The organism is Maledivibacter sp., from assembly GCA_025210375.1.
GTDB lineage: Bacteria > Bacillota > Clostridia > Peptostreptococcales > Caminicellaceae > JAOASB01.
Genome location: JAOASB010000023.1, coordinates 1 through 25,423 on the forward strand (window position 1 = coordinate 1; position 25,423 = coordinate 25,423).

A 25,423-nucleotide genomic window follows, 5' to 3' on the forward strand; every position below is an offset into this window, starting at 1 on the left:
CTTCTAGAAAAACTATCTACCATATGTAGTCTAAAATTCTTCAAAGCCATACCATCAAATATGCTTATATCTTAAGCAATTAAATCAAGGATGATATTCGCATATTAGGTTTAGCCAAGTAAGAGTTATGCAATTTCCTCACATATAAAAAATAAACAAGTCAAGTTACAAAATAATCAAAGGAACAGGTAAGATGACTGGTTTATCTTTTTGAATATACCTAAAATTAAAGGAACGGTTTTATCGAGCTTTGGCATAAATTATTTTATACTTCTACAGCTATCCCTTTCAACTAACTCATGGGGCAATACAAAGATACTCTCTTTACTCTCTTCTCCTTTAATCTTCTTAATTATGACCCTTATAGCCACCGCCCCTATATCATATAAGGGTTGTCTTATGGTAGTTAATTTTGGTCTATAAATCGAAGCAAGCTTAATATCGTTGAAACCTACGACAGATACATCCTCTGGAACTTTGTACCCATTATCAATTAATGAGTTGATAGCCCCGAAGGCCATAGAATCTGTTGTAGCAAATATCGCTGTTGGTAGTATGTTATCCTTAATCATTTCCTGTACGGCATCATAGGCTAATTCTAGATTGAATTTACAATTCTTAATCAATCTTTCATCTATATCGATATCATTTTCCTTCATTGCTTTGGCATATCCTTCATATTGATCTATACCAAAAACATAATTTTCTATCCATCCCCTAAATAATGCTATTTTTCTATGACCTTTATCGATTAAATACTTTGTCATTTCATAAGCCGCTTTATGATGATCAATACTAACGGAAGTAACATTAAAATCTGAAATATCCCTGTTAATCATTACAATTGGTATATCCTCTTTATTGAAGAATTCCTTATGTTCTTCCTTTATTACCCTTGTCATAAAGATTATTCCTTCAACCTGTTTTGACTTTAATAAATTAAGATATCTAAGTTCTTGGTTAACCTCTCCATATGTATTACAAAGCAGTATATCATAGTTATACATTTTTCCAATTTCTTCAATTCCATTTAAAACTTCTCCTATGAAGAAATCCGAAATACTTGGGACAATAACACCAATTAACTGACTTTTCTTCATAACAAGACTTCTTGCAACGGGATTTGGAGTATAACCAGTCTCCTCTATAACCTTTAATACTCTCTGTTTAATCTCATCACTTACAGGTTTTGAATCATTAATTACCCTTGAAACAGTCGATATCGATACATTAGCTTTTTTTGCTACATCTTTGATTGTAACAGCCATTTTATCACCTCTTTAATAAAATCTTTAATTTTTTAATTTTAATATCCCACGGTGGCTTTTTAAAATACCCAAGCAATAATACAACTTAAGGATCTAACTAGATTAAATGTATTAAAGTCGAATTTTTTCTCATCAATTAGGTATGGAAAACAATAAAATTCCATTTTGTATAACATTTTTTATAGGTATACATATAAATGATTTTACCTTATCATGCTTGAAGCTGTTTTAACTAAATTGATTTTGATTAGTAACTATTATACCATGTCCTTCGTAATTTATGTTATTTACATTATTAATTATTTTTTAATTTGGTTTATACCATCTGAGAAAATTGCATAATTAGCTTCCTGGGTTATGCCCCATTGGAAAAATTTCACCTCTGAAAACACTTTTTTATATCCTTCAACACTGTAAATGCATATTATTAGCCTTAAGATATTTATTTTCTACAAGTATCAATAAATTCCTCTATTTTAACAAGTGAGCAAATTGTATAATTACTTTCTATAAAAACCATTTACTACATGTAGTTTAAAAATCTTCAAAGCTATACCACCCACCAAATATGCTATATCTTAAATATTCAAATTAAGGATAATATTACCATATGTAATTTCCTCAAGTACTAATCTTTTTTATATTTATATTTTTTTCTTGTCCTTTTTAAGAGGATTTTCGCGATAAATGTTGAATTATAGTATGGTAATTATTTCTGTAATATTTTATTCACATATTTTTAATATTTATTTTTTTCATGGAGGATATTGATTAATGGATATTTTGTTAAATATAAAGAAAATGTTTAAAGAAAGATTTACCCTTGTTGTAATTCCCCATAGTGGGGAAAATATAAAGCAGTTTAAGCTCTATAAACCAATAATTTATTTCACTTTAATTTTTTTTGCTTCTTCTTCTATCTTTTTTATTACCTCAACCTTTTATCTTTTCACTAATAGATCTTCCCTCGTAGAAGATCTGCAAAGAAAAAATGGTGATATAAGGAGTCTGAATTCAGTTATTGAACATCAAGATATTGAGATAAATGAATTAAAAAGAACCACAAAGATTGTCAAAACTAAGCTTTCACAATTATATGATCTTGAAGATAAAATTAGAAATATGGTTGGGTTAAAACCAGAGGACGGTCATACTACTACTCCTATAACTTCAAGGGCTATTACCAGTATGACAAAGAGCTTCTATGACGATGAATTTTATGATTTAACAGATTTATCTGATTATGACACTGTTGATTCTATCACAAGCTTAATTGACTCAGAGAAAGAAAAATATGATGAATTTGCCAAGGAAGTTGAAAAACAATTAAAATATTTAGATGCTGTTCCCGATAGTTGGCCTGTCATAGGAAAAATAACTTCTAAATTTGGTTACAGAATACATCCCATCTCTAACAGGCGTCAATTTCATAAAGGTTTAGATATTGCTAACAAATCAGGATCAAATATTACTGCAGCAGCCAGTGGTATTGTGACCTATTCTGGCTGGAACGGTGGTTATGGTAAAGTGATTATAGTATCCCATGGATATGGTTATAAAAGTGTTTATGCCCATAATAAGAATAACCTTGTTAATGTTGGTGATAGGGTAAAAAAAGGACAAGTAATAGCTGAGCTTGGCAGCACAGGAAGAAGTACTGGTCCCCATGTTCATTTTGAAGTTCGTTATAATGGAAAACAAATTGACCCATTAGGGGTCCTTAAAAACAATAAAAAATAATTAGGAGGAACTATAATGATAAAAAAGAAAAACAATACTTCACCTCAAGGATTTGATACCTTAATAGGCAACAACGCCGCCTTTGAAGGTTCATTAAAAACTAGTGGCCTGCTTAGAATAGACGGTCATTTTAACGGTGATATAGACGTAAGCGGAAACATCATAATTGGTAAAGAAGGTAAAGTTATAGGTAATATTAAAACAGATAGTATTGAAATATCAGGTATTGTAGATGGCAACATAAAGGCTTCTGGACAACTTAAGATATGTAGTACCGGAAAAATCTCTGGTGATATTGAAGTAGAAAGCTTCATAGTTGAAGATAAAGCTATATTTGATGGTAAATGTAAAATGATGAATAATACCTCTACTCAAATGAAGGATACTAAAAAAACATCTAGGGAAAAGGCAACAGCCTGACATCTTGTTGACTTTTCCAACAATCTGAGGCGTGCAAAATGCACGCCTTTGCTTTTTTCGTCCTATGACAAAAACAACTTAAAGCCCATTACAATATCGGTCTATATATACTTTTCCTTTGAAGTTTGACATTGCTTTTCTCATAATATTTAGCTATAGTTTCACTTAATTTCTGAATTCCAATTTCTATATCATCGGGGTAAACATCCGCTATGCTTAATCTTAAGTAATTACTATCAATCTCCTCTGGGTAAAAAACACCGCCTGGAATAAATGCTACATCCTTGCTTATCCCATGAGAATAAAGCTCATTAGCAGAAAATCCATCCGCTAGACCAATCCAAAAGTTTATTCCACCTTGTGGTCTTACGAATGTGGTTCCCTCTGGCAAATATCTTTCTAGGCTTTTAACCATAACATCAAATCGTTCCCTATAGTTTTTTTTCATATAAGTAATATGTCTTTTCCAAATTCCCTTCCTCAAATATAAGTCAAATGCCCTTTGAATAAGACTTGAAGTCGATATATCCGACGCTTGCTTTGCAACCAATATTTCGTTATTTAGATTAATAGGTACTATAAGAAGACCTAAACGTAAACCTGGCATAAACATTTTTGAAAAGCTTTTGATATATATTACATTTTCATTTTTATCCATACTTTTCAATGTAACATTATCATTAGTATAAAAATTCAGATCCGTTAAATAATCATCTTCAATAATAATTAAACCCTTTTTACTTGCCAATTCTAAGAGCCCTTTTTTAGTCTCTAAGCTATATGAATAGCCAGTTGGATTTTGAAAGTTAGGCATGGTATATATAAGCTTTGGATTATATTTTTCAATATATTCTTCTAATTTGTTTAAGTCTATTCCTTCCTTTGTGATTGGTACTTGTATCATTTTTACCCCTCTTGATTCAAAGGTAGCAATTGCCCCCGTATATGTAGGTGACTCCACTATCACCGTATCTCCATGCTTTAATAGTGCCTTAGATATTATATCTATTCCTTGTTGCGCTCCAGATATTATCTGTATATTTTCAATCCCAGTATTGATTTGATAAAACTCCAAATATTCCACTATATACTCTCTTAGGGGAAAATATCCCTTGCTTTCTTGATATCCAAAGGCTAATCCCTTGTCCCTATCCAGTACTTCATTTAGTACTTCCTTAAAATCACTTACTGGAAATAGCTGAGGAGTAGGAGTTGCACTTGCAAAGTTAATCATATTTTCTCTAACCTCTATTTGCCCTCTATCCATTAACCTTATATCATCATATGCATCCTCTTCTAAGCCCCCTAATCGGCTTAAGGAGTTTTCATCCTTTATAGGAGAAACGAAGGTGCCACTTCCCACCTTTTTGTAAATATAATTTTTATTTTCAAGAAGATTATATGCCTTCACTATGGTAATATTATTAACACCAAGTAAATCCGCAAGCTTTCTAATAGGTGGCAGCTTTTCATGGGCTTTAATTTTTTTGTCGACAATTAAATCTTTTATGGAATTATATAGCTGACTATATAAATGTTCAGTAGAATTTCTATTCAATACAATCGTTTTGAATCTATCCATAATATACCACCTCCATTATCAATAAAATATATTAAAGTAACAGTTTTTCATATATTTATTATAAACTAATACAATATTATTTCAAACAAAACCTAGTATAGATAGAGCAAATTGCATAATTACCTTTATATTATGCAATTCTTCCAAGTAAGAGTTATGCAATTTCCTCGATAAATAAAATTAAGACTTAAAATATATTTCAGAGAAAATAATGAACGCTCCTACATTTTTTCTTTGAAATATATTAAACCTTCAAGTTGTTTATCTGTATAGGGTTTTCATAGTATAAGTTAAAGTCTATACTAAAATCCCTATAGTACATAGTCACTCAATTTTAATAATATTTATATTCCATCAATATCTCAACTTTAAAATAAAGTGTGGAAAACCCACACTTTATTTATTATCATATTTATCAATCAATTCTTGAAGTTTCCTTGCCTGCATTCCTGACTCTTCAGCAAACTGTTTAAATGCTTTACTCACTTCAGTATCATCCACCTGCTTTGAAAACGTTTCATAATCACGGACGTTCTCTTGGGCATCTAGCAGCTTCTTCATAACAGTATCCCTTGTATTCAGATTCATATAATTACACCTCCTCATACTATTCCTTATTATTTTCTCATTTCAAAGTAATTTTATGTATGAATGTACCTTAAATCATTTTGAAATCTTATCAATAATAATTCTTTTATCATTATTGCAATATGGACATACAAATAGGTGTACACATTTGTCATTTGGTACTCCATCCAAAAGCTCTGTTATACTCATTTCTAAATAGGAGCTATAATTATCATAATAATCGGCTATCCTTCCCTTGTCTATCATTTTCCCATGGCATTTGCTACATCGTATCTCATATTCCTTCAATCCATTGCATAACGGACAAATTTGTTCCATATGTTCATCTCCTCACACAACAAAATATAAGCTGATTTTTTAGGCCCTTTTTCAAAGTATATATATCATTCATATTTGTTCCATTGTCATATTCAATGGAATTTTAGAATATCTATTAAACAGTTCATATGCAATTTACCCATTAAACAAAATAATATTATCAAATGCATAACGAAAGAAGGTAATACTTTGAAAAAAGATACGTTCATATATAGTACTATAGTTTTAATAGCAGCTAATTTTTTAGCAAGATTTCTCGGCTTCATCTACAAAATTTTATTGTCAAGATTTTTAGGTTCAGAGGGAATTGGGCTATATCATTTGGTTTTCCATGCTTTTTTAGTTATCATCACCATTACTTCTTCAGGAATACCAGTTGCTGTATCAAAGATTGTTGCACAAAAAATGTCCCTTAATGACTATAAATCTTGTAAAAAAACTTTACGAATCAGTTTATTACTAGGGTTTACCATATCCATATTTTTATGTGCCTTAACATCTAAAAATCATGATCTTTTAATTAAATATATAATAAAAAGTAACAAACTAGAAATGAGCTTGATTGCCTTAATCCCTGCTATCCCCATTGTTACTTTATCATCTATCTTTAGAAGCTATTATTATGGAATAAAAAGAGTAATACCATCAGCAAACTCACAAATCATGGAGCAGTTTCTTAGGGTAATATTTGTAATAAGTCTCTTATATATTTGGGAACCCCAGGATCTAAAAATATCAGTTATGATTGCTACCATAGGAATTACAGTTGGAGAGATAGGAGGACTTATTCTACTTGTCTTAAGCTTAAGATCCAATAATATATACCCTTCAAAATTTAGTAATAAGAAATTAATTGCTAATTCATATAAAAGAAATAACACCATGCCCTCTAATTTTACTGATACTGCATCTTTAATTTTTAAAATAGCAGCTATTTCTTTTCCTATAACTATAGCAAGATTAGTTTCTGTGTTAATGCAATCAGCTAATATGTTCCTTGTCCCACAACGTCTACAGATATGCGGCTATAGCCTTAAACAATCGGTTACAATATTTGGAGAAGTAGTTGGAATGAATATGCCCCTTTTGTTCCTCCCCTTTATTGTAACTTCAGCCTTTGTCGTAAATCTTATTCCAAATATATCCGCTGAAAATGCATTAATGAAATCTACAAATATTGAGGTTAAATCATTACTAGCTTTAAGGGTAACACTTTTGATATCAATACCAATAGCATTTATATTTTTCTTCTTTGGTATACCTATTTGTAGTTTTCTTTACGATAAGCCTAGTGTTGGAATTCACTTGAGATATTTATCCTATTCTGTCATTTTCTTAAGCCTTCACCATATAATTAGCGGCGTTTTACATGGCTTAGGTAAGCAGGTACTTACTACAATAAATCATTTCATAGGCATGACAATACATTTAATCTGTATCTATTTCTTAGTTTCAAATCCTAAAATAGGTATAAATGGATTCATTATTGGATTTATATTATCATCATTTACTATGTTCTTTTTAGATTTCACAGCTTTAAAACACTTTGTAAATATAAAAATAAAACTTATCAATCATTTAATAAAACCAATACTATCATCAATTCTAATGGTCATTATCATCGCTCTGGGCAATAAACAACTTATACAAATTGGTGTGCCAGGCAAGCTTGGGATCATAATATCTACTTCGGTTGGTGGCTTTGTATACCTTTTAGGAATAGTGATTACAGGAAGCATTAAGTTTGAAACTATAAGGTATGTATTAACTACAAAAAAATAAATCAAAATATAGTTAAAAAAATACATTGATTTATCCGAAATATATATTAGAGGTAGTGTTTCTTTAGGAATATTTGATAGTTTTCCCTGTGCAACTTTGAAAGTTTAAAGTATAATGGTAGGGTGGATTTTTAGTCTTACATATATAAATTCCCCAAAGTTAAACTTAACTTATGCATGGACAAATATGCGATAAGGATTTTAAAACTACATGTAAAGACAAACAACTTCAAGGTTTAATGTTGTTTATCTATGGTAGATGGTTTTTATAGAAAGTAATTATGAAATTTGCTCAAATAAATATTTCCCCATAATAATGAGGTGTATAAATCCAATGAAAATATCAGACATAAATAAGCAAAGTAACCTTAATCCATTATTAATAAAGGAATCCAATAAGATTCATAAGGAAAATCAAAGTAACTTTGCTTTGAAGCTAAACGAACTTAATGGAGACTCTTTACAGGAACAACTTACCACTTTGCTAGATGAGATTAACCTTCAATCAAAGGAGGTTGAAAAAAAGTTTCATTTAAATGAAATTTTAAAATACAAAAAATTAGTAAAGGAGTTTTTGGGTTTAACCGTGACCAATTCCCATAAATTTACTAAAGAAAATTTTCTTGATAGAAGAGGAAGACACAGAGTATTATCAATAGTCAAACAAGTCGATGACGAATTGGAAACCCTAACAAAGGATTTCTTGGAAAAAGAGAAGGATAAACTAAAAATTTTAAATAAACTTGATGGTATTAAAGGAATGTTATTGGATATCTTTATGTAGTGCAAATACATTTTTCCTTAGTAATAGTTAAAGCTAAAGAATCATGGATAAGTTATTCTCCATGATTCTTTAGCTTTACAATCAGATTCTTTATATCTTCTGGCATTTCTGCTTTCACAAACTTTTCTTCACCTGTTCTTGGTTGATTAAATCTTAAGGTTTCTGCATGTAAAGCTTGCCTATTGATTAAGTCCTCATTTACATAACCGTAAAGTTCATCACCTATCAAAGGATGTCCTATATGCTTCATATGCACTCTAATCTGGTGGGTTCTACCAGTTTCTAATGTTAATCTAACAAAACTAGCATCATGATATCTATCTATTACCTCAAAATGTGTAATACTCCTTTGCCCACTTTGGATTACCGTTCTATGTATAGAATCCTCCTCCATACGACCTATTGGAGCATCTATAGTTCCACTGTCACTTTTTATGACTCCCCTTACAACTGCTAAATATTTTTTCTCTACAAGGTTACTAGCCATCTGATTTGATAGCTCCTGTTGTGCAAAGGGATTTTTTCCTATCATCAATAAACCAGAAGTATCCCTATCCAATCTATTTATAAATCTGATTTTAAAGCTTTGCTGTGTTTTTTGTAAATAATTAACTAACCCATTAGCTATAGTATTATCTGGATGTCCTTTTGTAGGATGAACTACAATATTAGGTTGCTTATTGATAATCAAAAGGTCCATATCCTCATAAATAGTATCAATAGGGATATCCTGGGGCTCAAAATTATTAGGATCGTCTAGCATTATAACCTTTACAACGTCACCTTTTTTTAAGGCACCATGCAAGAATGTATTATTATCATTAACATAGATGGTTTTACTTCTTTTTAGCTTTCTAGTCAATCTACCTGAGAGCCTCATTCTATCATATAGAACTTCTTTTAATTTTATTCCCACATCATTATCACATATCTTGTATATCAACGTATTAGAATTAATTTCCTTAGTCATCTTATCACCTTATTCTTATTTTTATTACTGCAATTCATATATATTTTCTTTGTATCTGTATAGCTTTTTTACAATGGCTTTGTCTGCTTCTAAAAAGTCATATCTATTAAGCTCTTCATATTCTATCCAATGATATTCACAGCACTCAATTGCTTGTGCATTGTAAGTATTTGAATTGCATAAATAGGCTAAAATCACAACATCCTTTTCACTATATCTATAATACACTACTTCAAATATTTCTCCAACAGTTATATCTAAATTTAGTTCCTCTTTTATCTCTCTCTTCAAACACCCAACTAGACCTTCGTCCTTTTCCAATTTTCCCCCTGGGAACTCCCATTTATACATATTTAGTTCCTTTACAAATCTTTTTGCAATAAGTATTTTATTTCTATATCTTATTATTCCAGCTAAAACAATTATAGGCATCATGATTCCTCCAAAAAAAATATTTCTTTAATATATACTTTGAAGGAATTTTTAAATTATTCAAGAATAATACTAAAATATGAAAAATAATTGTCAATTTAAATCGTTTATTTGAATACCCCCTGTAGAGATTACAGTCAAAACCTTAATTTATACATATCAAAAATCCTTGGAATCATCGAAGGTTTGCATATGTATAAATTGAAATTTGCCCTCGACTCTCTATCTATAAGTTCCAAAAAATCTAGAATTATAGGGATTTAAGTAAATACTTTAATCTATACATGTCCAAAGCTCCTAGAAATCCTAAGTATGTGTACATGTGCAAATTAAGTTTTACCACATAAGCCCTATATATAAGGAGCATTTTTATGCAGAAATATACTAAAATAGTAAACATAGTCTCAAACAACAAGCCAGTTTCAAAGGAAACAGCTAGGATAATGCAGCATAAACTAGAAAAAAATAATTTTTTCGTTCCCGACACCTTTGACCCAAATGGAGATTTAATCATATGCATAGGTGGTGATGGCTCATTCTTAAGAACCCTACACAAGCATGATTTCCCCGATATACCTGTAATAGGTATCAATACTGGTCATCTGGGCTTCTTTCAAGATTTATCTCCCTATGAGCTAGATGAATTTATCTTTAAATACAAGAATGGCGATTATAACATTGATGAAATTAACCTAGTAGAAGGCTTAATATGTACTCGTAGTAGTTGTATAGAAATACTAGGTATAAATGAAATTGTCATAAAGGGTTTCAAGTCTAACACAATTCACTTAAATCTTTCTCTTGACAAAAGCTTCTTAGAAAGGTTTAGTGGTGATGGGATTTTAATAGCTACGCCAACCGGTAGTACTGCCTATAATTATTCCTTAGGCGGTAGTATCGTGGACCCTAGGCTTAATTTACTACAAATTACGCCTATTGCTCCTATAAATACCGTAGCATACCGTTCATTCACATCAAGTATAATAGTACCTAAGCGATCTACAATAAAGGTTCAACCTGAGTATACATATGAAAATTCCGTTTTAATTATAACCGATGGTACCGAGCATAGATACAATGAAATAGTTGAAGTACAAATCAAATTATCAGAACTGAAAGTGAAGCTTTTACGATTCAAAGAATATAATTTTTGGAATAAAGCTAAAGAAAAATTTCTATAAAATAGATCAACCTATAATAAATAGGGCATTGCCCATGTTAATTTTATTGGGTAATGCCTTGCTTTTATAAAATAAATTTCTTTTAAGTTAAACTATTCCCTAATATGTAGATGCTAAAAACTATATAGATTTCCCAAAGTTAAACTTAATTTATACATCTCAAAATATCCTATGTTTCTAGGGATTTTTGATGTGCATAAATTAAAATTTGGGTTCAGATGTCTATATAGGAATTTAAATAAAATCCTTATCTCTAATCGATTCTATAATTTAATATTAAATGTGTCTTTGTCAATTCTTCCTTAATGAGAATATAATGATCAAATGTATTTTCACAAAAATTGATTATTTCTTTTATGTTTTCGCTATCATCCTTTATATCTATTATATCAACCTCTGCATGCTTCCATCCACTGCTTAAAAGGGATTTTAAAGATTTTTCATTTAAAAACTCCCTTGGAATAGATCCAAAAATATTGCCTTTTATGGTTTTATGCTGAATCCAAAATTCATTATGAGCATCTAAAGCTCTAGCTTCCTTTAAATCCTTTGCTCTTTCTTCACCAAACCGAATAATATAATCCCCTTCAAAATAATTTTTCACTAGTATGGGTTTATAAACAAAAGAAATTGTATTTATTTTTACACACTTCAAGTTACTATATTTAATCACATCCTGTGTGCCATCAATATCACCTTTGATTCTTTGACAAATATGGATAATATCATCAATATTCCTTAAAGCTCTAGTTTGATCCTTTGAGAAATCATTTCTCTCTAGCTCAAAAATTGCTCTTTTTAATGCCAGTATCTCTTGTTCCATATAATTCCCCTCCACTATTATTTATATTAGTAGAACAAGGTTTTCCAATCTTTTCTTCAAGAAAACTATTATGTCTTATGTTAATAATCAAGGAATAAATAATTACTACAAAAAATGAAAATTGTGGAGCAATAATTGCCGCATCTATAAATCCATGTATAAATATTGAAATCAAGCTCAATATACTAGATATAGCAATGTCCTTATACATATTATTTTGTGATTTATATATATAATATATACTTTTTATTATGCCTAATAAAATTATACCAAAAAAAATCAAGCCAATAAATCCTGTTTCACCAAGTATGTTTAAAATGATATTATGGGCATGGTATACTGGTGAATCAATTTCATTTGAATAATAATTTATATAATACTTCATTGTATTCAAACCGCTACCAAAGAAAAAATGATCCTTTATACTCTTTAGTGTAGCTTTATAAATTTCTAGTCTGTATTGAATACTGTGATCATGTAAGGATTTACCCAAATTAATCCTTTCGATTCCTGTTGACCCATTGATTAGAAGCAAAGAAATAAAAAATATAAATGAATATATTATATAAATAACTTTTTTCCTATAAAGAAATACTAAAAAGGCTATAATCAATAATGTTAACCAAGCGCCTCTAGAGTAAGTGAGTATCAAACAAAAGCTAGATAAAACTAAAGATATAATATTTATCCTTCTGTATGTAATATTTTCTAAAGAAGTTAACTGAAGGCAGCTGCAAAAGACCAAATAACCTGCTAATACATTTGGATTCAGTAAACTTGAGTAGGCTCGCATAGTAATACTATATACTTCACTATCTATCCATCCTGATGCAAAAAAGACGTCCTTTCCAAAATAAAATTGAATAATACCGTATATTGAAATAATTATATTACTAATTACAAAATATTTATATATGTCCATGGTATCATTAATTGAATATAAATACTTCCTAATAACAAGATACATAAAAATTAAAACAAATATTACACCCACTCCCAATAGGCTATCCATCTTGTAGTCCGATACAATTAAAGAAAAAACCCCCATAAAAAATAGGCTGAGTACAAGCTTTTCTTTGACTAATAAACATATTAAATCCTTCAATTCACCCTTTACCAATTCATAAAAAAGAAATGATAAAAAAATGGCATAGCCAGAAAATGGTATAACCGAGCTGCATATTAACGAACCAATTACTACTAGTTTAACAACCTGTTCCTTTTTCACTTTGATTCCTCCGAAAATTTTTACTCCTTTTAATGAGCTATATTATAAACATAGATAAGGAAATTTGAGGTATAATATTTAATGTCATACTTTATTCCCAATATCGTATACATTAAACCCTTTAAAATTTCCCAAATTTTATTTTATCACATTAATGACACTTTTTTAATTAATTTTTATTTTTCATTCACAGGTTCCATATTTCACCTTAATTATAAACAAGCAAATTTAAGATTAAAATGAATCGCAAATAAGCTAGGAGGTCATATTATGAGTAAAGCAGTTTTTTTAGATAGAGATGGTGTAATTAATGATAACTATAAACCCGTTAACAAACCTGAAGACTTAAAAATATACCCATGGTCAGCGGAGTCAATTCTAAGGCTAAATAGGGCCGGGTATTATGTTTTTGTGGTAACTAATCAAGGTGGAATAGAAATGGGATATTTTAAAGAAAGGGACCTAGAAGAAATTCATGGTAAACTAATAAATGAAATAAAAAAATCTGGGGCACATATAGATGAAATTGATTTTTGTCCACACTTCAAAACCAAATGCGAATGCCGAAAACCTGAAGCGGGTATGCTTAAAAGACTCTCAAAAAAATATTCTATTGACTTAAATAATTCTTTTATGGTTGGAGATAGAGATGTCGATATTGAAGCCGGAATTAAAGCTGGATGTAAAACCATTAAAATAGGTAAACCATATCACAAAGCTAATCATACAGTAAAAAATCTTTCGGAGGCGGTAAAAATTATTTTATCATAGCACAGGCACATTCAAAAAATAAACTATTCATCTTACTCATTCTTTCGATTATTTTTTTCATATACCTAGATCATTGTTAATAAAAACCATTCACTATAAGCATGTATGATGAATGGTTTTTATTTAATCTAAATTTATCCTACAATATGGTATCCGCAATCTACATGAATATTTTCCCCTGTAACTCCTGTGCCAAGGTCACTACATAGAAATAAAGCCGTATTTGCTACCTCTTCTGTTTTAACTAGCCTCTTCATTGGAGCAACTTCTTCAAAACCCTTTAGCAGTTTTGTAAAATTCTTAACTCCCTTAGCAGAAGTGGTTTTAATCGGGCCAGCAGAAATAGAGTTAACTGTAATGTTGCCAGGTCCTAAGTCAACAGCTAGATACCTAACGCTTGCTTCTAATGCAGCCTTAGCAACGCCCATTACATTATAGTTTTTAACTGCCCTTTCTGATCCAAGGTAAGATAAAGTAACTATACTTCCCCCTTCAGACATAAGAGGCTTAGCATATCTAGACACAGCCACTAATGAATACGCACTTATATCTTGAGCCATTAGATATCCTTCCCTTGATGTGTCATAGTAACAGCCCTGTAATTCATCCTTATTAGCAAAGGCAATACTATGTACTAATCCATTAAGAGAACCCATTCTTTCCTTAACTTCTCCAAAGGCTCTTTCGATATCTTCATCCTTTGTAACATCACATGAAATTAATAATGGATTTTCCACATTCTCTTCTTTTAAAAATTTCTCTAAATTAGCTTTGCTTTTTTCTCCAAAGTAAGTAAAAGCAACATTTGCTTCCTCTTCAATAAACTTCTTAGAAATTCCCCATGCAATACTCCACTTGTTAGCAACTCCCATAATTAATATATTTTTATCTTTAAGTAAACTTCCCATGTTTTTCCTCCTTTGATAATGTACAAAATATAAATAAAAACTATCTAAAATAAATTATACAATATCATAGTTTAAAACTCAAAATAAACATATTTTTAACATAAAATTTCCAATATTTCTTTCATTTTCTGTAATAAATATTATGTATCCTATCTACCCCATATAAGACATAATATATATTATATCATTTTTTCTATAATTTTACTTTTTTACAAAACTCCTTTCCTCTGAATTCAATTATTCATAGAAAATTTAAACTAACCTAAATATTTTCCAGAATTCTGTGGATAATGGGGTTTAATTTTAGTGGTTTAATATTTATAATATATGTATATAGTTAGAGTAATTAATCTTTTACATACAGGAGGTTCTAATGGGGAACATTGTTATTTCTAAGCTCATGATAATATTTATTATTATTTTAATTTACTTTATCTTATCTAAATCTTTAATACTTTTGCTACCTTTTATTTTGGGATGGATTATTTCAGTAATTGTTGAACCAGTAGTGTCCTTTCTAAATAAAAAATTTAGAATCTATAGGGGAATAGCATCATTTATATCCATTATTGGTTTTGTTGTGATAGCTGGATTAATTGTTTCTTCCTTGGGTGGACTTTTAATTTCAGAACTAACTAAGTTATCCAACAAACTACCGGACTTAAGTATTAAAACAAAGGATTTTCTTTCATATTTTGATACTAAATTTCAGTCCCTTTACATAAATATTTCCCCAGACATATCCCAGTCAATATATGATACCCTATACAATATTTTGAATTCCTTAACAAAATATATTGGCGTATTGGCAACATCTACTTTAAATTTTGTAACTGCAATACCAAATTTTGTTTTATTTATTTTGTTTACTTTGCTCTCTTCATTCTTTATATCGAAGGATAAAGAAAAAATATATAAATTTATAAGAATTCGTATACCCGACAGTATATTTAAAAGCAAAAAATTAAAAATTTTAAAGGATGATTTGTTCTCCGCTTTATTAGGATATATCAAGGCTCAGCTCATACTTATGACTATCACCTTTGTTGAAAGCGCCATAGGTCTAACCTTAATAGGTGCAAATTACTCAATTCTTATTGCCTTAATAGTTAGTTTTGTAGATGCTTTGCCTGTGTTAGGTTCAGGATCAATTTATATACCATGGATTATCCTTAAGCTTTTACACAATGATTTTAATACAGCGATTTTTCTTCTAATACTTTATTTGACTATTACTATTGTTAGACAAACTTTGGAGCCTAAAATATTAAGTACACAAATAGGTTTATACCCATTAGTAACTTTGATGTCTATTTATATTGCAATTAGATTATTTGGTTTTATTGGAATAATACTTGGCCCAATAATCGTTATATCCATATTAGCTCTTCAAAAAATGGGTATTATACCTACCTTGAATCCCCATATTAAAAATGAAAAATAAATAATTTTCATGTGTTTTTATATAATGTTCGGATGTACTCGAACATTATCATCAATTTTATTTTTTTAACATGCTGTAATATCTTTTCTAATGCTTGTGCTTTTAACTTGAAAACGTTATCTGTTTTCATTGTATAACTTTACATTTTTAAAAAATATGCTATAATTGTTCATAATATACAATTAATGAAAGAGGTGTATCAATGGATAAACTGCTATACTTTATACCCCCGGAAAAACATGATTGTGAATCACTTAGGGCTGTACTTGAAAGCCATAAGGAAATTAAATTTGTATCATTGGCTGCTGTTGATCTTGGTAATAATGATACCGATGAAAAAATACCTATTAATATAATGCTTGAAGATATTGAAGGTTTTTTACAAAATGGTGCCCAAACTGATGGTTCAAGTGTTTACTTACCTGAGATAGCAGAAATAAATAATGCAAAGGTCGATATTATACCGGATTTAGATGTTAAATGGTTTGTTGACTACAACTATGATTTTATTGACCCTGAAACTAACCTGCCTGTAGGTACGTTGTTAATTCCTTCCTATCTTGAACATGATGGTACATTGGTTGGTTCTCGTTCAGTTCTAAAGTCATCTATAGATAATTTTAAAAAAGAAATACAATCTATTCTTAGTAATTACAAGTCAATCCTAGATGAATTTAGTATAAAATCCCTAGATGATATTGATAAAATTATACTTACTACGGCTACAGAACTTGAATTCTGGGTACAAACTCCCGGTGATAAAGCTGACTTTGAACACTTATCTACTTCTCAGAACCTAAAGGAACAATATTGGAAGCGTACAGTAGGCCCTGTTCGTACTGCCATGGAAAAATCATTGATTTTATTAAATAAATATGGCTATGAAGCAGAAATGGGACATAAAGAAGTGGGAGGGATTCCATCATCGGTTTCTAAAAACGGAAAATTCAACCACATAATGGAACAACTGGAAATAGACTGGAAATATAGTACAGCAATGCAAACTGCTGATAATGAATTATTTGCAAAGGAAATTATCAAAGAAACCTTTGTTAGTCATGGACTAGATGTCACATTTTTGGCTAAACCAATCGAAGGCGTTGCTGGTAGCGGTGAACATACACATGTTGGTGTAGCAGTAAAACTAAAGGATGGGTCTATTCGGAACCTATTTACTCCTTCAGATATGTCTAAATACTTTATGAGTTCAATGGGTTGGGGTGGTTTAATGGGACTACTTAAAAACTACGAGGTTGTTAACCCATTTATTACTTCTACAAACGATGCTCTTAATAGATTAAAGCCTGGATTTGAAGCCCCTATTTGTATTGTTTCTTCTATTGGCCATGAGGTTCAAACACCTTCAAGAAATAGAACTATCTTGGCAGGTTTAATCAGAGATTTTAATAATCCTCTTGCCACCAGATTTGAAGTTAGAGTACCTAATCCTACAACTAATACCTATTTAGCCACCGCAGCAATTTATCAAGCCATGCTAGATGGAATCGAAGCAGTAATTGAATCAGGCAAGGATAATAAAGCCCTTGAGGCAGAATTCTCAAAATCAGCTGGAGAAGAAGGCTTCTACTTAGAAAAAAATAGAGCCTATAGAAGTGAAGACGACGTATTTGATCACTACACAGACGAAGAAAGAAATACTCTATTTGGTATTCCGCCTTCAACTGTATGGCAAAACATTAGCAATTTAGATAAGTACCCAGATAAACTTAGGGTTTTATCGAAAAATGGGGTGTTTTCCGAAAAGATTATAGCATCCTATAAAGCAAGCGTATTAATGCAGTGGACTACTGAATTAAAAGATAGGATCATCCCTTCAAATATTGAATTGGTTAGAGAATGTAAAAAAGTCCATGATATAGATTATGCAACGGATTTGGATGTGGTTAATTGGGAGAAAGTTAATCATCTCAAATATTATTTAATGAAGGATAGCTTAACCCAAAAATCTCTATTTACTAGAATAAGAGAATGTATTGATAATAAGGATTATGATTTAGCGTCGGATTTACAAATAGAAATGAGTGAAAAAATCACTTTATTAAAGAAACTATATGCAAGCTATAAGAGAAACCTTTTCAAAGTAGACTAGGTTTATAGGAGTAGCTAAGTTATCAATCCCTTTGTATACCAAAAGAAGATATCCCAGAACAACGAAAAATTTTGTCATTCTGGGATATCTTCTTTTTTGTATCCATAACTTGTATAGCATCCTATAATCAAATCCCTCTGATTTTCTATGAATAATCTAGATACTAAAGAGTAAAAAATATTAGTATCTTTAATGCCTTTAAAAAATTAATTACTAAGGTGCGAGGTGGATAAATGGATCTAAATAGTATTAAAGGATTAAAAAATTTAGAAATAAATAAGATAAACTTGGGAGTACGTCCATTTATTTCATCTATCATAATACTTATATTGGCCTTTGTATTAATTAAATTGGTGATGTTTTTAACTAAGAAAATCATTGAAATAACAAAGTTCAATGAACAAAGAGAAAAAACCGTAAAAAGCGTAATTGATTCTGTTGCAGCATACTTCATAATGACCTTTGCCATCCTAACTATTCTAAGTGAATTTGGATTGATAAAGAAAGCTACCATTCTCACAGGAGCTGGTATTTTTACTTTAGTTGCTGGTCTTGGGGCCCAAAATTTGATAAAGGATTTTATAAATGGATTTTTTTTACTTTTTGAAAGACAAATGAAGGTAGGAGACTTTATTTGCATAAACGAAAAATATTTTGGGACAGTAGAGGAAATCGGTCTAAGGGCTACGGCCATAAGGGAATGGTCATTAACAAAGATTTATATCCCTAATGGTGAAATAAAAACTTTGAAAAATTATTACAAAGAGAAATCTAGAGTAATTATCGAAATAATAGTTCCCTTTGAAGAAAATCACGATGAAGTTGAAAAAGCTTTGAAGGAAGTATGTTGTATTATTAATGAAAAATATGAAGATAGATTGTATAGGATAGGAAATACAAATTATTCAGAATTTGACCTAGTTGGAGTAATATCATTCAATGGCATGGAGGGTGGCGCAAAATATATAATCACTGGAATAGTTATACCACGTCATAAATGGTTTATTAGGAATAGAATTAACGAAACTGTACTTAGAGTATTTAATGAAAAAGATTTGAAAATGGGATATCCAAAGATATGGTTTAGCGGTAAAGAAAAATAGCTTTATTTTCAGCTCATCATTTTAAGATATTTATATACATAAAAAAGGGACAACAAAACAGGATATAGTAGGTATTTCTAATTTTCACTTGACAAAGTAAGCACTTCAATGACTATAAACTGTCTTTTTACAATTAGACAACTCATCTAAAGTTAACACAAAACAGAAAAATCTAGCTGGGAAGGCTAGATTAGTATTTTGCAAATTTAGATAATGACAAAACTATTCTTCCCTCCGAAGATATCTAATAACATAGGCAGGTTTCCTGACTCACACTTCAACCTAATCCCTCGCCTTCCCGATATTATCAGTGGCTTTATGAGGTTTCGTCAATGTTTACAGTAGCGGGGGCTGCGACGGACTTTCACCGTACTTCCCTTTTACCCTCCTTGAGGCACCTATATCTCTATTTTGTTGTCCATATTTATTATATCTTAATTTTTTAAAAAAGACAACAACTTCTAAAATAATTTAAATCTTATTTCAATATAATAAAAAATCACTCCAAAAATAATTGCTGGTATTGTAGTAATAATAGTAGCCCATAGAGAAGATTTTCTATCAATTGCTAAAAGAGGAAATAAAGCATCCCCATCCTGTGATATTGCGTTAGCTAAAAGTGCCGCAAAGGGTACCATTCCCTTGGTGAATAAAGCAACAAAAATTACTTGTGGGCCACATCCAGGTATAAGACCTATCACAGCCCCAATTATAACTGCAATAAATCCAGCGGAAGTCATTGCATCAGTCATAATTGCTTCACCAACTGCATAGTTGCCTCCACCTAATCCAAATACACCAAATTCATAGATAAGATATGCAACGTATACCCAGGTTGATACAAAAGCTGTCTCTTGGGCACTATGAATGAGTGTTTCTTTTAAAGACATAACCTTTAGCTCAGCTTCCTCATGGGTATCATCCTGCAGGAATTTTTTACCCATAATCATGAGCAGTATTGAGAATAGGGTTCCCCCAATACCTACTATAGAGCCCAAATTAGGAATAAACAAGCTGTTTACATCTACTTGGAACAATAGAGCTATTCCCAAAATAAGCCCCAGTGATATTATTCCCCAATAAGTTAAATAGCTTTTATGGGTAAATTTATAACCTAAAGATTTGTGGTCTTGATGACCCTTAGCTTTGTGATGCAGTGCTATATCGATTTCATCACCTTCTTCGTGGCCAATATGGGATATGATATCTTCTTTGCAAGATTGTGAGTTTTTACACTCATAGTTTTGTGTCATATGTTCTGCTTTTTCATGCAGCTTTTTTAATTCCTTTTTAGATAGCTTGTTCATATTTAATAGCAGCTTATCACCAACTTTATAATAATCCACAATATATCCACTTATTATGGCTGCAATAAATGAAAGCACACTGACCAATAAATAGTGAAAAGGAAGTGTAGATATTATTACAAAGGCTGAATCCCCCATAGTCGCTATTAATGTTGCTACTACGGTTCCAAAGCTAACCCTTCCTTTCACAAATAAAGGCATAATAAATATAGCACCACCGCAACCTGGAGTTAAGCCTAACAATGCCCCTAAAATAGGTTGCCATTTCTTTGATGCTTCAATTTTTCTTACAAATTCACCAGACTTTTTATAGTCTACGTAGCCAAACAAAAGTAAAACAGCCCCAACAAAAACCCCTACCTGTAAAAATGAATTTTCTGCACTTGCTAAAACTATTTCAAAAATATTATTCAACATCTTTTACCTCCTAATAACATTTATCATTTTAAAAAATACCCCTAACTATTCTATATTAAACATATTTCCATGAAAATACCTTATATAAGTCATCTCCACTAAATGATAATTTTCTATCATAATATATGAGTACTTGGGTGGGAAAAATTTGAAGTTAGTAAAAAAAATGACACAAGGATTAACAGGTGATATAATAGAATATAAAGGAAATTACTTCAACAACTTAAATAAAGGAGGTAATACAGTGGAAGGTTTAGTTGCTGTAGATTTGGGAGTAACAACTGAAAGTAGCATAGACTTAGATAGCTTAGACCTCAATACTTTCAACAGCCTGTTACTTAAAACAAATCTGGAACATAAAAAGTTCCTTATTACAGAAAAGGGTAAACCAATAGCTGCAATAGTTCCAGCTGACGAGTATAATCCATGCTTAAATAAGCTTAATGAACAGGAATTGAATTCATTGTTAGATGAATATGAAGAAGAACTAGATCGTATGATTTAACGCTTTACTAATTATGCCTTGAAACCTATGCTATCAAAATCTAAGAAACAAGTAGGGCCATAATATGCTATGTCTCTACTTGTTTGTTGCAAATCCGTGTATTCTAGTCTGCTACTAAATTCTTTTATGTAGTGCCTAGATAACTTAATCCCAGCTCCATCAACATAATAAGAAAGGTAGCACTTTAATCAGAGCTACCATATTTTTTAGATACATATTGATCTATCCCATCTGCTACTTTCTTAGAAAAGTTTACTGCTTCAACTACGGTTTTAGCTCCAGTTACTACATCCCCCGATGCAAAAACCCCTTCCCTAGTGGTTCTTCCAAACTCATCCGTTGTTACTAAACCAAATTTATTTATCTCTATTCCTTTGGTATGTGAAACTATATTGGCCTTTGGGCCTTGGCTTGCTGCGATAATAATAGAGTCCACTTCAAATAACCCTTCGGAATCTTTCAATATAATTAATTTTTCTTCTCCATCTTCCTCTACTTTTTTAGTTTCTAAATATTCAACCCCTTGATCCTTTAATTCTATAGGGGTTTTATAAAATTCAAATCTAACACCATCTAGTCTAGCATATTCTATTTCATTCCTACTAGCCGACATGTCTTCTTCGCCTTTTCTATACATTATATAGACCTCATTGACATCCTTTCTTATGGCAGTTCTCGCTACATCCATAGCTACATTCCCGGCCCCGATCACACATATTTTTTTCCCTAAATCATATACGTCAGGATTTTTCAAATAATCTATGGCATAATGTACATGTCCTAAACTTTCCCCCTTAAGTCTTAGGGGTTTTGGATTCCAAACTCCAGTACCTATAAAAATGGCTTTATATCCGTCTCTAAAAAGATTGTCAATTGTAATCACAGGCCCTACTAAGGTATTAGGTCTTATTTTCACCCCCATATTAGTTAATTGGTCTTTAAGTCTATCTAAAATGTCCTTAGGCAGTCTAAAATTTGGTATGCCGTACCTTAAAACTCCTCCTATCTTATCACGAAGTTCGAATATCGTAATATCATATCCCCTAGCAGCTAAGATAAATGCAATTGTTATCCCTGCAGGCCCTGATCCTACTATAGCTATTTTTTTATTTGGATCAATATTTGGCTTCATGTTCATTTTATTCAAATAGTAATCTGATATATATCTCTCAATAGAACTCCAGTGAATGGGGTTTCCCTTATTTGAAAGTATACAGCTACCCTCACAAAACTTTTCATGGGGACACACTAGGGAACAAACCGATGAAAGTGGATTATTTAAAAATAATTTTTCTCCTGCTTCCAGAATCTTACCATCTAAAAATAAATTTATTACTTCATTTATAGGAGTATTAACTGGACAACCCTTTCTACATCTAGCATTTTTACATTGTAAACATCTTTTAGCTTCTTCAATAATATGTTCAGCCATAAAATCACCTTCTAAATAGATATTAATTAAAGTTTTGACTAGAATCTATATATATAGATATTCCAGTTAAACAGTTAATTTATACACATCAAAAATCCCTAAAAACATCGGATATTTTGAGATGTATAAATTAAGTTTAACTTTGGGAAATCTATATTGTTTCTATATTAATATAATTTTTTGCTTACACTTTATTTCATTGTTTATTTTAACTTAGTACTTAATTTATTATACTAATATATATAGATTGCAGTCAAAACTTTAATTAGTAAAAGGCCAACATAACAGTCGACCTTTTAATTTTATAAGTGATATACCTGATAAACCATATTCATTTACTATGTATCAAACACACTTATTCTTATATTAATAATCATTAATAATTATTTAAAAAATTGCACAGGCTTTATTGAATACACTTAATCTTTAACCGTCGCCTTTCTATTTCCTGTAATAGATTTTCTATCTCTCCCCTTTCAACTGAATTATTATGACTTAATTCTTGAAGCATCATTTCAAGCTCTTTCTTTAATTCACTTTTAAAATCAAAGTTTTTTCCCTCCCTCTTTGCATCCACCAAATTTTTGAAGTTTTTTTGTATTGTGATGTCTATTACCTTACTTGAAGTATTCATTATACTTACCTCCTTTTATTTTTAACTATAATACTATTCAATAAAGTATGGCTATTTCCTCTTGGTACTTACTGGACTATTTGCCTTAATTAAATTGATTTTCATTTAACAGCTAAATTTTTATAGAGATTCCAATTAAAACTTTAATTTATACATATCGAAACCTCGACCTGCATTTATTCTGAAACTCCCCATAAAAAATTACCCACTGCCGTAACAAGTGGATAAATTAATGGTTTCTTTTAAATTTTTTAAAGAAGCTTACTAATATCAAATAATGAATCTAGAACCAGCCAGTTTTGTGGAAAATACTTATTTATGGTCCAATAGCTTACTCCACCGAGATTCTTCCTACCTGCTAAATTAGCCTTTGCATCTATACTTCTTGCATCTTCAAACCATACCACATGCTGCTTCCCCTCACTATCATAATAATTAAAGAAAGGTGCCTGGGATTTCTGATCGTATTGTATGGCGGCACCCACATCTCCAGCTAGGTCTACAGCCCCTGTATTGGTAACTGTTTTTGCTGCTGTACCGGGAGTATAGGGTAGTGTCCAGTCATATCCATAATTAGGTATACCCATGAGAATTTTCCTGCTCGGTATTTCTGTTAGTGCATAATTGACAACCTTTTCAACCTCATTAATGGGAGCCACCGCCAATGGAGGTCCATAGGTATAACCCCATTCGTAGGTCATTATCACAACATGATCTGCTAAAGCACCGTGTACGGGATAATCATGGGCTTCATAAACTACACCTTTTTGATCTGCCGAGGTTTTAGGGGCCAAAGCCGTTGTGACAGTATATCCCATAGGTCTTAACCTACTAGTGACCTTTCTCAAAAAATCATTATAAAGTTCTTTATCCTCTGGGTAAATATACTCGAAATCTATATCTAATCCATAATAATTCTTTTCTTTTAAGGTATTAATTATGTTATTTATTAGTATCTCTTGGGTTTCTTCACTAGTAAGTATGCTACGGGCTATATCGCTACTAAAACCTCCTCCACTCTCTAGATTTGTTATTACCATTAGTGGAGCTACTCCTGCCTCCCTAGCTGCCTTTATCAAAGCTTCATCATCTATTGGATTTAATGACCCATCTGGATTCACTTCATAACTAAAAATACTTAGATACGTCAAATATGGTAAAGTCTTCTTGAGTACATCCATATCTATATTGGGAAAAGCGTATCCATTAACCTCTATACTCCCCAGTCTTTTCGATGTTGGCGGAATATCTATTATTTGACCTGGATATATTACTAGGGGACTTGTTATCTCGGGATTAGCATTAAGTATAGCCTCAACAGTGGTTCCATATTGTCTGGCAATTGAATAAAGAGATTCTCCTGAAACCACTTCATGCTCCCTTGTTCCCTGTAATATCACCAATGTCTGACCTACTACAAGCTTGCCAGGGTCCGTAAGTTCATTATCATCAGCAATTTTAAAAGGTGCTACTCCGTATAATTGTCCAATAGTATATAAGCTTTCACCCGGCTTAACAACATGAATTATCAAAAAATCACCCCTTTCATTTCAGTATATGCAGCAATAATATATATTGTTATATTTTATTAAAAAGTTAATTTTCTTAATTGAGCAAATTGCATAATTACTTTCTATAAAAACCATCTACTACATGTAGTTTAAAAATCTTCAAAGC

The 25,423-nt window shown here is 30.9% G+C and carries 23 protein-coding genes and 1 riboswitch; of the genes, 10 read left to right on the plus strand and 13 right to left on the minus strand.

Annotated elements, in window-relative coordinates:
- Window positions 1-260: 260 nt before the first annotated feature.
- A complete protein-coding gene (locus N4A68_07690) occupies window positions 261-1,268 on the minus strand; it encodes a LacI family transcriptional regulator (GenBank protein ID MCT4564191.1) in 1,008 nt (335 codons plus the stop codon).
- Window positions 1,269-2,456: 1,188 nt separating this feature from the next.
- On the opposite strand from N4A68_07690, the gene N4A68_07695 reads away from it, so the two are divergent.
- Window positions 2,457-3,008, plus strand: coding sequence for a M23 family metallopeptidase (locus tag N4A68_07695; protein MCT4564192.1), 552 nt, complete (start codon window positions 2,457-2,459; stop codon window positions 3,006-3,008).
- A 15-nt stretch (window positions 3,009-3,023) separates the two neighbouring features.
- Window positions 3,024-3,428 (plus strand): polymer-forming cytoskeletal protein, encoded by a 405-nt coding sequence (locus tag N4A68_07700; GenBank protein MCT4564193.1) that lies wholly within the window; start codon window positions 3,024-3,026, stop codon window positions 3,426-3,428.
- 88 nt (window positions 3,429-3,516) lie between these two features.
- Here N4A68_07700 and N4A68_07705 read toward each other — a convergent pair whose 3' ends face one another.
- From N4A68_07705 to N4A68_07715, 3 genes are all read right to left on the minus strand, one after another.
- Window positions 3,517-5,010 carry a PLP-dependent aminotransferase family protein gene (locus tag N4A68_07705; GenBank protein ID MCT4564194.1) on the minus strand — a complete coding sequence of 498 codons (1,494 nt, stop codon included), beginning with the start codon at window positions 5,008-5,010 and terminating at the stop codon, window positions 3,517-3,519.
- Window positions 5,011-5,406: 396 nt separating this feature from the next.
- Window positions 5,407-5,598 carry a hypothetical protein gene (locus N4A68_07710; GenBank protein ID MCT4564195.1) on the minus strand — a complete coding sequence of 64 codons (192 nt, stop codon included), beginning with the start codon at window positions 5,596-5,598 and terminating at the stop codon, window positions 5,407-5,409.
- 75 nt (window positions 5,599-5,673) lie between these two features.
- Window positions 5,674-5,916 (minus strand): hypothetical protein, encoded by a 243-nt coding sequence (locus tag N4A68_07715; protein ID MCT4564196.1) that lies wholly within the window; start codon window positions 5,914-5,916, stop codon window positions 5,674-5,676.
- Window positions 5,917-6,105: 189 nt separating this feature from the next.
- On the opposite strand from N4A68_07715, the gene N4A68_07720 reads away from it, so the two are divergent.
- Together N4A68_07720 and N4A68_07725 are read left to right on the plus strand one after the other, a co-directional pair.
- Window positions 6,106-7,698 (plus strand): polysaccharide biosynthesis protein, encoded by a 1,593-nt coding sequence (locus N4A68_07720; protein ID MCT4564197.1) that lies wholly within the window; start codon window positions 6,106-6,108, stop codon window positions 7,696-7,698.
- A gap of 333 nt (window positions 7,699-8,031) precedes the next feature.
- Entirely contained in the window at window positions 8,032-8,481 is a 450-nt protein-coding gene (locus N4A68_07725; protein MCT4564198.1) for a YaaR family protein, read from the plus strand.
- Between the two features lie 52 nt (window positions 8,482-8,533).
- Here the strand turns inward: N4A68_07725 and N4A68_07730 are convergent, their stop codons facing one another.
- Window positions 8,534-9,451, minus strand: a complete 918-nt coding sequence (locus N4A68_07730) for an RluA family pseudouridine synthase (GenBank protein MCT4564199.1) — start codon at window positions 9,449-9,451, stop codon at window positions 8,534-8,536.
- Between the two features lie 24 nt (window positions 9,452-9,475).
- Entirely contained in the window at window positions 9,476-9,883 is a 408-nt protein-coding gene (locus tag N4A68_07735; protein ID MCT4564200.1) for a (deoxy)nucleoside triphosphate pyrophosphohydrolase, read from the minus strand.
- 371 nt (window positions 9,884-10,254) lie between these two features.
- Here N4A68_07735 and N4A68_07740 point away from each other — a divergent pair, with 371 nt between their 5' ends.
- Window positions 10,255-11,064 (plus strand): NAD(+)/NADH kinase, encoded by an 810-nt coding sequence (locus N4A68_07740; protein ID MCT4564201.1) that lies wholly within the window; start codon window positions 10,255-10,257, stop codon window positions 11,062-11,064.
- Between the two features lie 253 nt (window positions 11,065-11,317).
- On the opposite strand, the gene N4A68_07745 is transcribed toward N4A68_07740, so the two are convergent.
- Window positions 11,318-11,887, minus strand: coding sequence for a hypothetical protein (locus tag N4A68_07745; protein MCT4564202.1), 570 nt, complete (start codon window positions 11,885-11,887; stop codon window positions 11,318-11,320).
- The gene (locus N4A68_07750) at window positions 11,847-13,115 is read right to left on the minus strand and encodes an O-antigen ligase family protein (protein ID MCT4564203.1); all 1,269 of its coding nucleotides are present in this window, start codon (window positions 13,113-13,115) and stop codon (window positions 11,847-11,849) included. The genes N4A68_07745 and N4A68_07750 overlap by 41 nt, the downstream gene beginning before the upstream one ends.
- Before the next feature lie 270 nt (window positions 13,116-13,385).
- Between N4A68_07750 and N4A68_07755 the strand changes: the two genes are divergently transcribed.
- Window positions 13,386-13,886, plus strand: a complete 501-nt coding sequence (locus tag N4A68_07755; protein MCT4564204.1) for an HAD family hydrolase — start codon at window positions 13,386-13,388, stop codon at window positions 13,884-13,886.
- Between the two features lie 134 nt (window positions 13,887-14,020).
- On the opposite strand, the gene N4A68_07760 is transcribed toward N4A68_07755, so the two are convergent.
- Entirely contained in the window at window positions 14,021-14,794 is a 774-nt protein-coding gene (locus N4A68_07760) for an SDR family oxidoreductase (GenBank protein MCT4564205.1), read from the minus strand.
- A 373-nt stretch (window positions 14,795-15,167) separates the two neighbouring features.
- Here N4A68_07760 and ytvI point away from each other — a divergent pair, with 373 nt between their 5' ends.
- From ytvI to N4A68_07775, 3 genes are all read left to right on the plus strand, one after another.
- The gene (ytvI, locus tag N4A68_07765; GenBank protein ID MCT4564206.1) at window positions 15,168-16,238 is read left to right on the plus strand and encodes a sporulation integral membrane protein YtvI; all 1,071 of its coding nucleotides are present in this window, start codon (window positions 15,168-15,170) and stop codon (window positions 16,236-16,238) included.
- A 202-nt stretch (window positions 16,239-16,440) separates the two neighbouring features.
- On the plus strand, window positions 16,441-18,348 hold the full coding sequence (locus N4A68_07770; GenBank protein ID MCT4564207.1) for a glutamine synthetase: 1,908 nt from the start codon (window positions 16,441-16,443) through the stop codon (window positions 18,346-18,348).
- Window positions 18,349-18,581: 233 nt separating this feature from the next.
- Window positions 18,582-19,451 carry a mechanosensitive ion channel family protein gene (locus N4A68_07775; GenBank protein MCT4564208.1) on the plus strand — a complete coding sequence of 290 codons (870 nt, stop codon included), beginning with the start codon at window positions 18,582-18,584 and terminating at the stop codon, window positions 19,449-19,451.
- A gap of 237 nt (window positions 19,452-19,688) precedes the next feature.
- Window positions 19,689-19,868: riboswitch (cobalamin riboswitch) on the minus strand.
- Window positions 19,869-19,912: 44 nt separating this feature from the next.
- On the opposite strand, the gene N4A68_07780 is transcribed toward N4A68_07775, so the two are convergent.
- Complete coding sequence (locus N4A68_07780) at window positions 19,913-21,175, minus strand: putative manganese transporter (GenBank protein ID MCT4564209.1); 1,263 nt, start codon at window positions 21,173-21,175, stop codon at window positions 19,913-19,915.
- A gap of 148 nt (window positions 21,176-21,323) precedes the next feature.
- On the opposite strand from N4A68_07780, the gene N4A68_07785 reads away from it, so the two are divergent.
- Window positions 21,324-21,680, plus strand: coding sequence for a type II toxin-antitoxin system Phd/YefM family antitoxin (locus N4A68_07785; GenBank protein ID MCT4564210.1), 357 nt, complete (start codon window positions 21,324-21,326; stop codon window positions 21,678-21,680).
- Window positions 21,681-21,864: 184 nt separating this feature from the next.
- Here the strand turns inward: N4A68_07785 and N4A68_07790 are convergent, their stop codons facing one another.
- The 3 genes from N4A68_07790 to N4A68_07800 all read right to left on the minus strand — a co-directional run bounded on the left by N4A68_07790 (window position 21,865) and on the right by N4A68_07800 (window position 25,278).
- Entirely contained in the window at window positions 21,865-23,112 is a 1,248-nt protein-coding gene (locus tag N4A68_07790; GenBank protein ID MCT4564211.1) for an NAD(P)-dependent oxidoreductase, read from the minus strand.
- A 406-nt stretch (window positions 23,113-23,518) separates the two neighbouring features.
- Window positions 23,519-23,746 (minus strand): hypothetical protein, encoded by a 228-nt coding sequence (locus tag N4A68_07795; protein ID MCT4564212.1) that lies wholly within the window; start codon window positions 23,744-23,746, stop codon window positions 23,519-23,521.
- A gap of 251 nt (window positions 23,747-23,997) precedes the next feature.
- Window positions 23,998-25,278 carry a glycosyl hydrolase family 18 protein gene (locus tag N4A68_07800; GenBank protein MCT4564213.1) on the minus strand — a complete coding sequence of 427 codons (1,281 nt, stop codon included), beginning with the start codon at window positions 25,276-25,278 and terminating at the stop codon, window positions 23,998-24,000.
- Between the last annotated feature and the right edge of the window lie 145 nt (window positions 25,279-25,423).